The organism is Escherichia sp. MOD1-EC5495 (assembly GCF_002965965.1).
GTDB lineage: Bacteria > Pseudomonadota > Gammaproteobacteria > Enterobacterales > Enterobacteriaceae > Escherichia > Escherichia ruysiae.
Map to the genome: position 1 here is coordinate 1 of NZ_PTRI01000028.1, position 13,042 is coordinate 13,042.

15 protein-coding genes are annotated in these 13,042 nt (G+C 43.3%); 10 read left to right on the top strand and 5 right to left on the bottom strand.

The genetic code is table 11. From position 1 onward, the window contains the following. Positions 1 to 151 precede the first annotated feature (151 nt). From BEG40_RS18955 to BEG40_RS18985, 7 genes are all read left to right on the top strand, one after another. A complete protein-coding gene (locus BEG40_RS18955) occupies positions 152 to 490 on the top strand; it encodes a hypothetical protein (protein ID WP_046076965.1) in 339 nt (112 codons plus the stop codon). 343 nt (positions 491 to 833) lie between these two features. Beyond that, complete coding sequence (locus tag BEG40_RS18960) at positions 834 to 1,046, top strand: hypothetical protein (RefSeq protein ID WP_046076966.1); 213 nt, start codon at positions 834 to 836, stop codon at positions 1,044 to 1,046. Beyond that, on the top strand, positions 1,043 to 1,411 hold the full coding sequence (locus BEG40_RS18965; RefSeq protein WP_046076967.1) for a hypothetical protein: 369 nt from the start codon (positions 1,043 to 1,045) through the stop codon (positions 1,409 to 1,411). Before BEG40_RS18960 ends, BEG40_RS18965 begins: the two co-directional genes overlap by 4 nt. 18 nt (positions 1,412 to 1,429) lie before the next feature. Beyond that, on the top strand, positions 1,430 to 2,458 hold the full coding sequence (locus BEG40_RS18970) for a major capsid protein (protein WP_001695362.1): 1,029 nt from the start codon (positions 1,430 to 1,432) through the stop codon (positions 2,456 to 2,458). 89 nt (positions 2,459 to 2,547) lie between these two features. Continuing rightward, positions 2,548 to 2,745 (top strand): hypothetical protein, encoded by a 198-nt coding sequence (locus BEG40_RS18975; RefSeq protein ID WP_001350140.1) that lies wholly within the window; start codon positions 2,548 to 2,550, stop codon positions 2,743 to 2,745. 18 nt (positions 2,746 to 2,763) lie between these two features. Then, positions 2,764 to 4,596, top strand: coding sequence for a hypothetical protein (locus BEG40_RS18980; RefSeq protein WP_097290775.1), 1,833 nt, complete (start codon positions 2,764 to 2,766; stop codon positions 4,594 to 4,596). Positions 4,597 to 4,630: 34 nt separating this feature from the next. Next, a complete protein-coding gene (locus BEG40_RS18985) occupies positions 4,631 to 5,344 on the top strand; it encodes a phage baseplate protein (protein WP_085437222.1) in 714 nt (237 codons plus the stop codon). Positions 5,345 to 5,425: 81 nt separating this feature from the next. Here the strand turns inward: BEG40_RS18985 and BEG40_RS18990 are convergent, their stop codons facing one another. Both BEG40_RS18990 and BEG40_RS19000 read right to left on the bottom strand, forming a co-directional pair. Beyond that, a complete protein-coding gene (locus BEG40_RS18990; RefSeq protein WP_195747791.1) occupies positions 5,426 to 6,703 on the bottom strand; it encodes a tyrosine-type recombinase/integrase in 1,278 nt (425 codons plus the stop codon). Positions 6,704 to 7,228: 525 nt separating this feature from the next. After that, positions 7,229 to 8,128 (bottom strand): LysR family transcriptional regulator, encoded by a 900-nt coding sequence (locus BEG40_RS19000; RefSeq protein WP_000687186.1) that lies wholly within the window; start codon positions 8,126 to 8,128, stop codon positions 7,229 to 7,231. Positions 8,129 to 8,226: 98 nt separating this feature from the next. Here BEG40_RS19000 and BEG40_RS19005 point away from each other — a divergent pair, with 98 nt between their 5' ends. Further along, the gene (locus BEG40_RS19005; RefSeq protein WP_105285937.1) at positions 8,227 to 8,949 is read left to right on the top strand and encodes an SDR family oxidoreductase; all 723 of its coding nucleotides are present in this window, start codon (positions 8,227 to 8,229) and stop codon (positions 8,947 to 8,949) included. Positions 8,950 to 9,142: 193 nt separating this feature from the next. Next, positions 9,143 to 9,400, top strand: a complete 258-nt coding sequence (locus tag BEG40_RS19010; protein WP_105285938.1) for a hypothetical protein — start codon at positions 9,143 to 9,145, stop codon at positions 9,398 to 9,400. A gap of 417 nt (positions 9,401 to 9,817) precedes the next feature. On the opposite strand, the gene ykgR is transcribed toward BEG40_RS19010, so the two are convergent. Further along, positions 9,818 to 9,919: a small membrane protein YkgR gene (gene ykgR, locus BEG40_RS19015; protein ID WP_000662260.1), complete on the bottom strand. Its 102-nt coding sequence runs from the start codon at positions 9,917 to 9,919 to the stop codon at positions 9,818 to 9,820. A 312-nt stretch (positions 9,920 to 10,231) separates the two neighbouring features. Between ykgR and BEG40_RS19020 the strand changes: the two genes are divergently transcribed. Then, positions 10,232 to 11,125, top strand: a complete 894-nt coding sequence (locus BEG40_RS19020; protein WP_010344526.1) for a LysR family transcriptional regulator — start codon at positions 10,232 to 10,234, stop codon at positions 11,123 to 11,125. A 34-nt stretch (positions 11,126 to 11,159) separates the two neighbouring features. On the opposite strand, the gene BEG40_RS19025 is transcribed toward BEG40_RS19020, so the two are convergent. Beyond that, complete coding sequence (locus tag BEG40_RS19025) at positions 11,160 to 12,149, bottom strand: aldo/keto reductase (RefSeq protein WP_021550284.1); 990 nt, start codon at positions 12,147 to 12,149, stop codon at positions 11,160 to 11,162. Between the two features lie 26 nt (positions 12,150 to 12,175). After that, positions 12,176 to 13,027, bottom strand: a complete 852-nt coding sequence (locus BEG40_RS19030) for an aldo/keto reductase (RefSeq protein WP_105285939.1) — start codon at positions 13,025 to 13,027, stop codon at positions 12,176 to 12,178. Positions 13,028 to 13,042: the final 15 nt, after the last annotated feature.

The window sequence follows — 13,042 nt, forward strand, 5'->3', positions numbered from 1 at the left end:
AGGCCAGTAATGGGTTAAGTGATAACAGGTGTCTGGAAATATAGGGGCAAATCCAATAATCACTACGTCGGTTATCTCGCCACCAATGGCCTAAATAATTTAGTTCCTGACCAAATTTTAGATAATGCTGATCACTATGGAGACTTTTAATATGAACAAAAACACGTATGACACAATTTATTCACTAATTAATTATTATGAGGATGATTACCTCCTGCCTTTAAACCGCGCTGAACTTGAAGCATACAAAGAAAACACGCCAGCGGCACTAAATGAGGCGTTTAAACACTGGGATTTAGCTGTGAATGCCTTTGAGCACCTCTCTAAGCGTGTAGAGATGCTCTGTAAGAGTGAGAACGCATATCTGACAGCGGATCAGATATGGGAGCTATCAAACTGGATAGAAGGTATTTACTCGGACGTTCGCTATGTAGGAGACGGACTTGTTGAACTAGCTCAACGCTTAGGCGCTACTATCACAGAAGAATAAAAAAAGCAACAAAAAAGTTGTAAAATATCTTGACATTTCATCTATTGTATGTTAATATAATTATATAGGGGTGATTATTTTTCCTTTATTGGTTCGATATTAAAAATTCTTCCTGTCATTAAAGGGGAGTAAATCTCCGCTCCCCGCTTCTCCTCCTCCTTAAGTGTCATTATTACCTCTTTTTTCCTTTGTTATGCATACATCTTGGAGTATGCATAACATAGGGTAATTACATAGGTATGAGTTAATAAAAGGCGGCTTTAAATGCTGCCTTTTATTTTGCCCGTTATGCAACTTAAAAGTTGTATTTCTTACTTTAAACAAGGTAACAAGGTTTATATAAATGTTGTTCTTAAATGATAAAGAGCAAATCATCAAGTATAAAGATGAAATGCTGAAAATTAATCCACAAATTACCGAAATGGTAGCTAAATACGCTGGGTGTTCTGTCGAAGAAGTGGAACGAAGTGTTGAAAAATATTTTTCTCCTTCTTCTCCGTCTACACCTTCCCTTAATGAATTAATCAAATTAAAAGCTAAGGAGATTACTAAATGATTATTGATTTAGACACTCTGTTTCCAGGTCGAAATCGAAAGACTTTCACAGATATTGTAAGTTATTGTACTGATCCGTTTGCCTCTGTAGAAAACAAGGTTTTTGCTTCTCTTCCTGCTGATGTTGAATGCGGCGACTTGATCACCAGCACGGGCGCTAAATATGAATCAGGAGATGATATCTATGTTGTTATGAGTGAATTTGTAACGGCTGGAGAAAACAAGCCTGTAGATGTTTTACGTAGCAATGCTGGGCTTGTATGCATCAAAGCTGATGCGCTGAATGCTGTAAGTGAAGCAGCAAAAACAGCATTAATTAAAAAAGGCTTTCAGCTTGAAGGCTTTAATACGGTTTTCACTTCTTAATAAAAGGAATAATAATAAATGATTCTAGGTAATGATTACGTTGATTTAGCTCCTTTGTTCTCTGCGCATAGCACTAGAAATTATCTGCTTTCTACTCTTGATTTTACTGATCCGGTGGGCGTTAGTTCTCATAAAGTAGCTGTTTCCCAGCTTGTCGAAAGCAACGAATCTCTCTTTAACAAAGAAACCTCTCGTTTCTCTTCTGAACACAACGTTACTAAGCGAGAACAAGGTAAAGAATGGCTGATTGAAATCCCTTACTTCCTGCGTGAAGATGTGATCCGTCCTTCTGATGTTCAAGGCAAGCGTAAGCCTGGCACTGATTTTCAGGAAACACTCACTGATATTTATGCGGAATATATCGCTAAACACCACGTAGCGTATCAGCGCACTAAAGAGAGCGTGCTGGCGGCTTCTTTGTTCTCTGGCAAAACTTACACGCCTAAAACTGATGATGTGTTAATTGAGTGGGGCAAGCTGTTTAACGTATCAGCTATGAAAGCCACTGTGAACGCTTCCAGCACTGACACCACGAAGATTTTTAAAGAATTTGATCAGATTGCTACTGACATTATCGAGAAAGCACAAAGCCAGGCGGCTGCTGTAGAGCGTATTGTTGTTTTCTGTAAGCCGGAAGCCTTCTCTGCAATTCGATTCTCTGCGGGTATGGCAAACGCATTCCAGTATGTAAGCCCACTGGAAGAGGGGAACGTTGTGTATCAGCGTCGTGACCTGCTGCCAGGGGTGACAGCGTTCACTATTCCAGGAACTAACATTGATGTTGTTAAACTGGTAGATCCGCTACATCTTGCACATATGACCGCAGACGCTGTAGCGGTTCCTAAGTTTGCTAAAGGCTCTAACGTATATCAGAACATCTACGGGGCAGCTTCCAGCACCTTTGAACTGATTAATGCCGCTCCTGCTGAGGTGTATAGCTATAGCTATGAATCTTCTCGTGGTGATGCTGTTAACGTTGTTACAGAGAATAGCCAGATGGTTGTAAACCACGGCGTTGGCTTCTCCGTTCAAATCACTGTTAAATAATATTTTAACGTGTATTAGAGGCGTGGCGTGTATTCACGCTTCGCCTTTTTTTATTTATTTATTTTTAAATTTTGAGAGGTGATTAAAATATGGAAGTGATTTTGAAATCAAAAAATGGTGTACACGTACATTTAGATGCTAATGATTCTAGAGGCTTGTTAAATCTGAAATATCTATGTTCTCTCTTGGATGTTCCCTATGAAGGCGTAAAAGCCCGTATGTTCAGATTAAACGAGAGTATTGATCAGGCTCTACACCATTTCTTAAGTAAAGAAGGTGGTAAATGATTAATAAGGGGATTTTAAATGTTAGAAATTAACACTTCTAAAATTAAGAACACAGTAACATTTAGTGTAGATAAAGACAGCTTAAAAAAAGCGAAAGACTCTATTACAGGCTTAAAGGAATTCGCAGAGAATATCAAGCCAGCTAAATTAAGATTTGATACTGTCACTAAAGGCTATAAGAAAGCACAAAGTGAAGTAGACAAGATTGCTCAACAGAAAGCTAAAGCAGAAAAACAGAATCAAAGAGCACAAGCTGCCGCAGCAAGAGCACAGGCAAGGCAACAGGCACAAATAGCAGCACGTAAAGAGAAAGCAGAATTAAAACTCCTTGATGTGTCAAGCTCTATCAGTGCAATGCACCGCCTTTCTGTAGCGGAACAATATAAAGCTATTGCACAGGCTAGAGAGATAGCAAAACAATATGAGCAAGGGGCTATCTCGCTTGCACGTATGAACAGCCAAATGAAACGCCTACAACAGCAACAACGTAAGATTAATGGCAACAGAAAAGCTCAATTAGCCCCCGTTAAGGGAGGATCAGGGAATTCCGCCACTATGGGCGCTCTGTTATTTGGAGGCGCTACGGCTGCTGCTGGCGTGATGGCTGTAAGCAAAACCGCTGAATTTATGGCTAATAGCTTCGCTAACGCAGAGACACAAGGAGAATTAATCCAACGTGCAAGGCTTGGCGGTGTAGACGTTAACCAGATGTATAATATTACAGAATGGGCGTATAGAAACGGCGTTGACTCTATGATGGGAGATCAAGGGGCTAGGAAATACCTGGATCAGATGAAAGATGTTAGGGAACGTGCCGCAAAATCCTACAGTGAAGCTGAATTGGTGAAAGACAAGAAAACCGGAAAATCTGAATGGAAAGGCGGTGATAACGCTATTAATGAACTTCTAAACATCGGTGTTATTAACAAAAGCGACCTTAAAAAATTTGCTGATAATCCAGCCGGATTAATTTCTAAGGCTGTTAATGGAATGATGAAAAAAGGGTTTTCAGACTCCCAAATTGGACAACGTTTAGAAGACCTGGGCGATGATTTGATGCTTACGTCAAAATATTGGCAACGTTCCGTTAAAGATGTACAAGAAAGTATTAATCAGCAAAAAGCCTCTGGAAAATGGCTAACAGAAACACAGCAAGAATCTATCGTTAAATTCAGAGAACTAAACAGACAGCTTTCACAGCTTTCTGATGCAAGGCAAGTAGCATTTGTAGACGGCTTTATGAAATCTCTTGATCCAAAAGTAACGGAAGAGTTTATGAAAAACCTTTCTAATCTCACTCCGTATTTTACAAAGCTGGGAGAAGCTACAGGAAGTCTCTTTGAAGCTATTATGAAGATTGTAAACTGGTTTAATCGTAATGATGATAAGACAGATGCTGTTCAGAAAAATTTAGGTGATGCACCGCCATTAAGCAATGATGGAATGAAACAGCATCTTTCTAATCTCGTTCCTGACCAATATAAAGGCGCTGGCACTGCAACAACTACACCTGATAATAGTCATTCTCTCTTTAACACTATTAAGGGATTGCTTTTCGATGATAATGCTTCTTCTGTGTCAGATGTAAAAATGTCAGTCAGCGAAGCACCGATAACCAATCTCAAACAGGGTGCTTTAAATAATCTTGCAATGACAACTCCGGCTTATAATTTATCTCCTGTGTTTAATCTGAATCCTACATTTGAAGTGGTAACAGAAGTTCCTCTTACTATTAATTCAGACACATCAAGATTAAGCGATTATGTGGATTTTACAGCGAGAGCAAGTCGGGATAGCTTCTTGAAATCATTAACATTAACCAGCTTATCAGGACAATCCAACGGCGGGTAATTCCCGCCATAACATTACAAGGAAATTTATTATTATGGCGACCGCCGGGATTTTAACCATACGTGCAGCAAACTCCCCAGAACAACACGTTCAGGCTGTTTACAAAGCAGAACAAGATATAAACTCTACAAAAAACACAAATAACTCTGCCTCTACTGTGAAAGGGGAGAATGGTTTTGCTATTGTTACCAGTGGGCTGGCATCTTCTGGCAATGACGTTTATGAAAATTATATGGCACTGGCCTTTGACAGTGTTGACGATGTGAACGTGAGACGTTCGGCAGATGTTACAAGCTACCCCGTAGAAAATGGTGCTACTGTGTCTGATCACGTTCAAATTAAAAACAATAAGTTTTCTCTTAAAGGAAGGATCACTGAAACACCGATTAAAAGCGATCCTGGCTTGTTAAAGAGTGCAGGGGTGAACGGGAACAGAAGATCATTAGCTATCGACTACCTGAATCAGATTATGGACAGTAGACAGCCTTTTCTTCTTGTTACAGAAAATAAAACTTTTGAGAACGTTGTTTTAACAGGCATCGAATACACAGAAGAGGCAAGCGAATCTCTGGTATTTGATCTTAGCTTTGAACAAATCAGATTAGTTTCTTATGGCACTGTAAACACTGTAGCTATCAAAACACAGCCATCTAAGAACATCGGGGCTAATATGAAAAAACGTGTTAACACTGAAAAATCAAGTAGTGAAGGTGAAGACACTATTACTCCTGCCTTTAAACAGGAATAGCCGTAAATGCCTCTAAAACGCTCTGTAACGATGTAATTGTAAAAGAGGCTACCAATCTATGTTGAAGCCTCTTTATTGCGTCTATGGCGTTGTTTTACGCCTTAAATTTGATTTTTTATTGATTGATAAGCCTTTCTCTATTTCAGGGTAGCGTAGAAGCTCAATATAGTTTTTAAGCTCTACTGGAGAAGCTGCATTCTTGCTATATGTGCGGAATGTCTCTGTATTACCGCGTGTATGGCCCAGGAGAAGGGCGATCCTGTCTTCTGGAATTTGATTTCGATCAAGAAGCTGTGCTACTCCGTGTCTCAGAGAATGAAACACCTTCCTTTCTGTTCCCTTTTCCCCTAAAGCCTTTCGTTTAGCTCTTGTAAATCTCTGCGTGTGCCACGTAGAGCGTTTACCATCAGCACGCTCTGTAATGCTGGCGTGATAGAACAAAAAGCCATTATGAGGCTTTTCACGCAGCGACAACACCAACGGAGTGATAAGGCTATGCACAGGCACAACACGTGCCGCAGCTTTCGTTTTTCCCTGTGTGATTTCAAAACACAGCACACCTTCGATCTCTTTCACATCGTCTATTGTGAGACTTGCTATCTCATTGATCCGCATACCTGTATATAAACCGATAAGACACAAAGCCATCATTTCTTTGTTTTCTGCTGAATTACCGGAAAATACTTGCAACACCTGCAATAGCTCTTTGTTAGAAAATGCCTCGTAGCTCTCTCTACTTTGTGCCACATCAAGCCTATGCCCTCGCCAGGGGGAGAGCGCCCTTTCTGGCGCATCGTGGTAACGTGATGAAGCTAACTCCCATAGCTGGGCCATTGGGCTGATATAATTTGCAATTGATTGTTGTGAAAGGGTTTTTTGCATGTGTTCAATCCAGCCTGTAACAGTGGTGCGGCTCACATCTTGCAATGCAATATCAGGCTTTTTACGGTAGGAGAGAAACATCTCTACCGCTTTTCTTGCCTTAGCTAAAGTGGCTGGCTTCTTCTTCGTGCTGTTAATTGTCAGGTAGATTTCAAGAATTTTAAGCAATGACGGACACGAATACGCTGTATCTTGCATTCTGGTAGCTGTTTTGGCGTATTTAGCCTTACTGCGTAACAGCTCCAGCGTGTTCTCTATTGTGCTGTTTACAGGAGCGACACTCTCGCGTAAGCAATGGTATTCATCTGCAATCTGATCACGCTTTCTACGTGCAACACGAAGGTTACTTGTATGCAGACTCCTGACAAACGTCCTTTTTCCTTCAAAAAAGGGCTGCATATACACAGGCAGCGTGATCCTTAAATAGTAGTTACCGTAAGAATCACAGATTATGTATTGATTGGGCTTGTATCTCATAAACTCCCCGGCTAAAGTGTCGGAGCGTTTGTAATGTGAAAATTGATTGTAACGCATAGAAAATGATGATTTTTTCTATAAGATTCAATCAATTAGTAATGGTCGCAGGTGATGGCATTAACACGAGATTAATCGAGTGTTTTACTCCTATTATCGGCACCATTTAAATCAATAAGTTACCTCACATTTACGTAAACCACGTTCTCCTCTTGTGCCGTATTTGGGACATTGCGACTCATAATTACGTCCAATAGCGCAGTTTGATTTACGATCTTCAGGGTTTATTCATGCTACCCGCGCTGCATATCTATTTGTTGTCATTCAAGGTTGATGATGTTCGTGCTGTCTGTAGACGAAAGCGGCAGGTGAGTAAAAATGTCTTTATTTATCATCCGTAACCCATGACGCCTGGTCATTGGGGCACTGTTCGGTACAGCAACATGACGAGACTCGGACATATCAAATTGCAACTCACACAATTTATCAAAATACTGCTCTAACATGAGGCAGTACAGGTGCAGATATTTAAGCCAATTGTTGTCGCCATTCCTTGACGTGGTCAATCAGAGCGCGGAGCTTTGGTGCAATATTGCGACGCTGAGGGAAATACAGATAGAAGCCAGGGAATTGTGGAAGAAAGTCATCGAGCAGAGATACGAGCTTACCACTTTCAATATACGGCCTGAAAGTTTCCTGAGTGGCAATTGTTATGCCTCCGCCGGCAAGAGCCAGCTTTAACATCAGACGCAGATCATTCGTTGTAATCTGCGGTTCAATCGCAAGGTCGAAAGCTCTCCCGTTTTCTTCAAATGGCCAGCGATAGGGCGCAACATCCGGGGATTGACGCCAGCCGATACACTTATGATTCACAAGTTCACGCGGATGAACAGGTATGCTGTTGGCTGCGAGATAGGAGGGAGAGGCAACCACCATTTCACGTTGCCTGGCGGTAAGGGGAACAGCAATCATATCTTTTTCAATGACTTCTCCGAGCCTTACGCCAGCATCGTAACCTGCGGCTACGATATCGAATTCCTCATCCGTGACAACAATATCAAGCGTAACGGCTGGATTGGCGGCTGCAAACGAAGCGAGTAGCGGACCTGAAAGAAATTCTTCAGCTATCGACGTCACCGCGATTCTGAGAAGTCCACGTGGCATATGGTCAGAAACCATTTCTTCGAACGCCGCCTCAATACCGGATAAAGGTAATGACAGTGATTTGTGCAGCCGTTCTCCTGCTTCCGTCAAATTAACTGAGCGCGTGGTCCGCATTACAAGCATGGTTCCGAAAGTATCCTCAAGCCGTCTTATTCCCTGACTGACCGCTGAACGGGTAACGCCCAGCCGTGCGGCGGCTTTACTGAAATTACTCTCTTCTGCTACCGCGATAAAAATGGGTAAAAGATTAAGATCGATTTTCATTGTTTAATGCTGCTAACCACTGAGTACATTGAAAGCAGGATACTGGAACCAATCATAAAGTTCTATTATCTCTCCGAACACATTTGAAGGAGAACGTAATGGATAAGGTCATATTAATCACCGGTGCATCAAGTGGTATTGGGGAAGGTATTGCCAGAGAGTTGGGAACGACAGGTGCGAAGGTTTTACTGGGAGCACGCAGACTTGAGCGGATCGAAGCCATTGCAGCAGAAATCTGTCGCGCAGGCGGTATTGCTAAAGCGCGGGAGTTGGATGTCACAGACCGACAGTCCATGAGCGGCTTTGTGCAAGCTGCGCTGGATAGCTGGGGCCGGGTTGATGTCCTTATTAATAATGCGGGTGTTATGCCGCTTTCACCGCTTGCAGCAGGAAAACAGGATGAATGGGAGCTCACTATTGACGTGAATATCAAGGGCGTGCTTTGGGGAATTGGCGCCGTACTTCCGGTGATGGAAGCACAGGGTTCCGGTCAGATCATCAATCTTGGTTCTATTGGTGCTCTTTCTGTCGTGCCCACTGGGGCAGTCTATTGTGCAACTAAGTTTGCTGTGCGGGCTATTTCTGATGGTTTACGGCAGGAAAGTTCGAAAATACGCGTGACCTGCGTAAATCCTGGCGTTGTAGAAAGCGAACTGGCGTCAACCATTACCCATGTGGAAACCATGAAGGCAATGGACGCTTACCGTTCTGTTGCTCTTCAACCCGCAGATATAGCCCGCGCAGTAAGGCATATTATTGAATCTCCTGAAAGCGTTGATACAACTGAAATTACCATCAGACCCACTGCGTCTGCAAACTGAAGGATAACGTTAATGTTTACATTCCCGTTTTATTAAATATATCGGGAGGAAAGTTTATATACCCCTGTCTTGCATAGCAAGATACATTAAATTATGCATTCTCACCCCGAGGGAGATAGAGGTTTAATTGCAGTAAATGATTTTATCAGGGAATAAACTGAAACTTGTTTAATTCCTTTGCATATAAAAACTCATGCTCTCAGTTATCAGGATAATAACCATGAATACTACATATTCTTTAATTGTCATTGCTGCTCTGTCTTTATTGTCCTTCAGTAGCGTCGCCAAAACTATTACTGCCGTCGGTTCAACCATTGGCAGTGCTGAGAAAGAGATTTCTCTACAGGCAGAAAAACAAGGGAAATCATATGAAATTCTGGGGGTGCTTTTTAAGAACAGAGTTTATATGATAGCAAAGTTAACACCTGTCAGTAAAAATAACGCCTCATAAAGCAAATGGTATAATTTGTAAAATATTACCAGGATGCATGTATATTGATTCAAAATTGTCATTGTTATGGCAATGGAATGCCTGACAAATGACTCTATTCAAACCTGCTGCGCCAGTTGTTTTGCTAATTTTACCGATGCTTCGGTTTGCAGTGCTAAAATAATATTGGTCACTGTTTTATTTACTCTCTCTTACGCGGTCTGTAAATGAGCAGAAATAATACATCCTTAAGAGGTTAATGCTGGCGTAATCAATAGACCAGCATTAATCACAGATGATTATGTTGCCAGTCAGACAGATATTGTTAAACCGTCGAATTCATAATCAACACTTTTTCTTACGCCTCTGAACAGCTTGAAAAGCAGGGAGAGGAAGCATATTTTAAATATCACGTAAGTGAATTGTTTTATGACGTTATTAGTAGAAATGGAGGAATAAATAGGCATATTCTACAACTGCAACAAAAACAACAATATTAATCAGTTTATGACTTATTTGCTGTACTTTATTCTCTTTCATTGGTACTTCCTCGCTTTAAAAAAGAGCGCACCTCATAAGCGCCTCTTATATAGATAACGAGTTTGGTCAACCAATTTTTTGAGGTGTATCACAAATTAGAAAATATGTATTACATCAGCCATCACTCATGACAGCAAAGTCATCGATATACGTCACCTGAAATCAGATCCGGGGATGCGTCTGCTCTCATGAGTGACCAATTCTGGCGTTGATTGGCGCAGGGGAAGCATATAATACAGCTAAAATGATTGTATCTATGAACACCCTTCATAAGTGCGTTTTGAAGGGAATGCTTCTACAAGGAAATCGCTAATGCTCAAAGAAAACTTCAACGAACTGCAAATCTTTCTTGTGGTGGCAAGGGAGCGAAGTTTTACCAAAGCAGCGGGCAAACTCGGTGTTTCTCAGTCAGCTCTCAGCCATGCGATTAAGGCTCTGGAGGAAAGGTTAAATATCCGCCTCTTAACCCGAACGACTCGCAGCGTGGCTCCCACAGAAGCGGGGGAGAGAATAATCGCCTGTCTTGAACCTCGTATTGACGAACTTGAACAGGAACTGGAATCACTGATTCAACGGGACGGCACGCCCTCCGGGAATATTCGGTTATCTGCCGGGGAACATGCCGCGCGCAGTCTGATCTGGCCGAAGCTAAAACCCTTTCTCAGAGAGTATCCCGAAATCAATGTCGAACTGGTGGTGGATAACGGTTTTGTCGATATTGTCGAAGGTCGCTTTGATGCGGGAGTACGGCTGGGCGAAAGTATAGATAAGGATATGATTGCCGTGAGGATTGGACCAGATATGCGAATGGCTGTGGTGGGGGCACCGTCTTATTTCGCTACAAACCCTGCGCCTGGAACGCCTCACGAGCTACAAAATCATCGCTGCATCAATATGCGTCTGCCAACTGCCGGTGGACTTTATCACTGGGAGTTTGAGCGAGAAGGGAAACCGTTACGGGTCAGAGTTGATGGGCAACTGACGTTCAATTTGCTGCCAGAAAGAATTGATGCAGCATTATCAGGATTTGGTATCGCCTGTGTTCCCGAAAACGCGGTTCAGGATCATATAAAGTCAGGCGAGCTTATTCAGGTTTTACAGGAGTGGTGTCCAACTTTTCCCGGATATTACCTTTACTATCCAAGCCGTAAGCAGCACCCACCTGCTTTTGCGCTGATGATCGATGCACTTCGCTACGCAGAATAACGGAGCCGCATTTTACTGTGGCTCCGTTTGAGCATTAACGGCCTACGCGAGCCTGATGCTCAGGCGAGTAACGTTCACCGACGATTTTAATCGTTTCCAGTGCCTGGGTTATCTGCTGCGTATCATTCTGCGAAAGAACGATGTTGACAGCGGCCAGGTTTTCCTCCAGCCGGTGCAGTTTAGTGGTGCCAGGGATGGGTACAATCCACGGCTTTTGTGCTAACAGCCATGCCAGTGCGATTTGTGCAGAGGTTACCCCTTTCTCCGCAGCCAGTTCACCTAACAAAGTGACCAGTTTTTCATTAGCTTCAATGGCTTGTGCAGCGAAACGCGGTACGGTGCTACGGTAATCATCCTTACCGAAAGTTGTTCCCGGCTTAATCGCCCCTGTCAGGAAACCTTTACCTAGTGGGCTGAATGGTACAAAACCAATCCCCAGTTCCTCCAGCAACGGCAGGATTTCCTGTTCAGGTTCACGCCACCACATGGAATATTCGCTTTGCAGGGCGGTGACTGGTTGTACTGCATGGGCACGACGAATGGTTTGTGCCCCCGCTTCTGACAAGCCGAAATGTTTGACCTTACCTTCTGCGATTAGGTCTTTTACCGTTCCTGCAACATCTTCAATCGGGACATCCGGATCGACACGGTGTTGATACAGCAGGTCAATAACATCCGTCTTAAGGCGGCGTAATGATCCTTCAACGGCTTCACGGATATGTTCCGGGCGGCTGTTTAGAATCTGCTGCTTATTATCATCGCCGAAGGTAAAACCAAATTTAGTCGCAATCACCACGCGGTCACGAAACGGTTTTAAGGCTTCACCGACCACTTCTTCATTCAGATACGGACCATACACTTCGGCGGTATCGAAGAAGGTGACGCCGCGTTCAACCGCAGCACGAATGAGTTCGACAGCCTGACGGGTATCTGTTGCCGGGCCGTAGCCGTGGCTTAAGCCCATACAACCTAGCCCAAGAGCGGAGACATCTAGCCCGGATTTACCCAGATAACGTTTTTGCATTGAATGAATACCTCTTTTATCGCGGCTTAAACATCAAGTTTGCGGCCAGCCAGCCATTCCACCATCGCCGGGTCGCGGTGAGAGAAGAACGCGCTGGTTGCGGTATCCAGGGCAGTAATTTGCAGCATATCTTCAGGACTGAGTTCAAAATCTAGAATGTTGATGTTCTCTTCCATGCGTTCTTTGCGCACTGATTTTGCCAGTGAAACAATGCCTCGTTGGTAGATCCAGCGCAGAACAACCTGGCCCACGCTTTTGCCATACTTCTCGCCAATTGCCGTTAACAGGGGATGCTGGAACAGACCATTTTTACCTTCCGCAAACGGTGCCCAGGCTTCTGGCTGAATGCCACGGCTTTGCATCCACGGAACGGCATGAAGTTGCTGGTTGAAGGGGTTAACTTCAATCTGATTGACCGCAGGAACCACTTTATTAAAGGCGATAAGGTCAGCCAGTCGGTCAGGGTGGAAGTTACTGACGCCAATCGCGCGAATTTTACCGGCCTGGTGCAGCTCTTCCATGGCACGCCAGGCTCCGTGGACATCGCCGTAAGGCTGATGAATCAAATACAGGTCAACGTAATCAAGTTGCAGCCGATTCAGAGAGCGTTCGAACTGGGCTTTGGCTCCTTCGTAACTGGTATCCTGCAACCAGAGTTTCGTTGTGACAAAGAGTTCGTTACGCGCAATACCGCTTTGTTTCAGCGCATTCCCGACCTGAGTTTCATTCTGATATGAGGCGGCGGTGTCAATCAGTCGATAACCAGTATCAATAGCGTCAATGACCGCTCTTTCGCATTCGGTGGCATCGGTCATCTGAAATACACCAAAACCCAGCAAGGGCATTTCAATACCGTTGTTCAGTCTTACAGTTTGCATGGTGTTATCCTTCCG

Bases quoted from the DNA above. Each gene is read 5' to 3' on its own strand.
- BEG40_RS18955 (WP_046076965.1), top strand. From the start codon at position 152: ATGAACAAAAACACGTATGACACAATTTATTCACTAATTAATTATTAT.
- BEG40_RS18960 (WP_046076966.1), top strand. From the start codon at position 834: ATGTTGTTCTTAAATGATAAAGAGCAAATCATCAAGTATAAAGATGAA.
- BEG40_RS18965 (WP_046076967.1), top strand. From the start codon at position 1,043: ATGATTATTGATTTAGACACTCTGTTTCCAGGTCGAAATCGAAAGACT.
- BEG40_RS18970 (WP_001695362.1), top strand. From the start codon at position 1,430: ATGATTCTAGGTAATGATTACGTTGATTTAGCTCCTTTGTTCTCTGCG.
- BEG40_RS18975 (WP_001350140.1), top strand. From the start codon at position 2,548: ATGGAAGTGATTTTGAAATCAAAAAATGGTGTACACGTACATTTAGAT.
- BEG40_RS18980 (WP_097290775.1), top strand. From the start codon at position 2,764: ATGTTAGAAATTAACACTTCTAAAATTAAGAACACAGTAACATTTAGT.
- BEG40_RS18985 (WP_085437222.1), top strand. From the start codon at position 4,631: ATGGCGACCGCCGGGATTTTAACCATACGTGCAGCAAACTCCCCAGAA.
- BEG40_RS18990 (WP_195747791.1), bottom strand. From the start codon at position 6,703: ATGAGATACAAGCCCAATCAATACATAATCTGTGATTCTTACGGTAAC.
- BEG40_RS19000 (WP_000687186.1), bottom strand. From the start codon at position 8,128: ATGAAAATCGATCTTAATCTTTTACCCATTTTTATCGCGGTAGCAGAA.
- BEG40_RS19005 (WP_105285937.1), top strand. From the start codon at position 8,227: ATGGATAAGGTCATATTAATCACCGGTGCATCAAGTGGTATTGGGGAA.
- BEG40_RS19010 (WP_105285938.1), top strand. From the start codon at position 9,143: ATGCTCTCAGTTATCAGGATAATAACCATGAATACTACATATTCTTTA.
- ykgR (WP_000662260.1), bottom strand. From the start codon at position 9,919: ATGAAAGAGAATAAAGTACAGCAAATAAGTCATAAACTGATTAATATT.
- BEG40_RS19020 (WP_010344526.1), top strand. From the start codon at position 10,232: ATGCTCAAAGAAAACTTCAACGAACTGCAAATCTTTCTTGTGGTGGCA.
- BEG40_RS19025 (WP_021550284.1), bottom strand. From the start codon at position 12,149: ATGCAAAAACGTTATCTGGGTAAATCCGGGCTAGATGTCTCCGCTCTT.
- BEG40_RS19030 (WP_105285939.1), bottom strand. From the start codon at position 13,027: ATGCAAACTGTAAGACTGAACAACGGTATTGAAATGCCCTTGCTGGGT.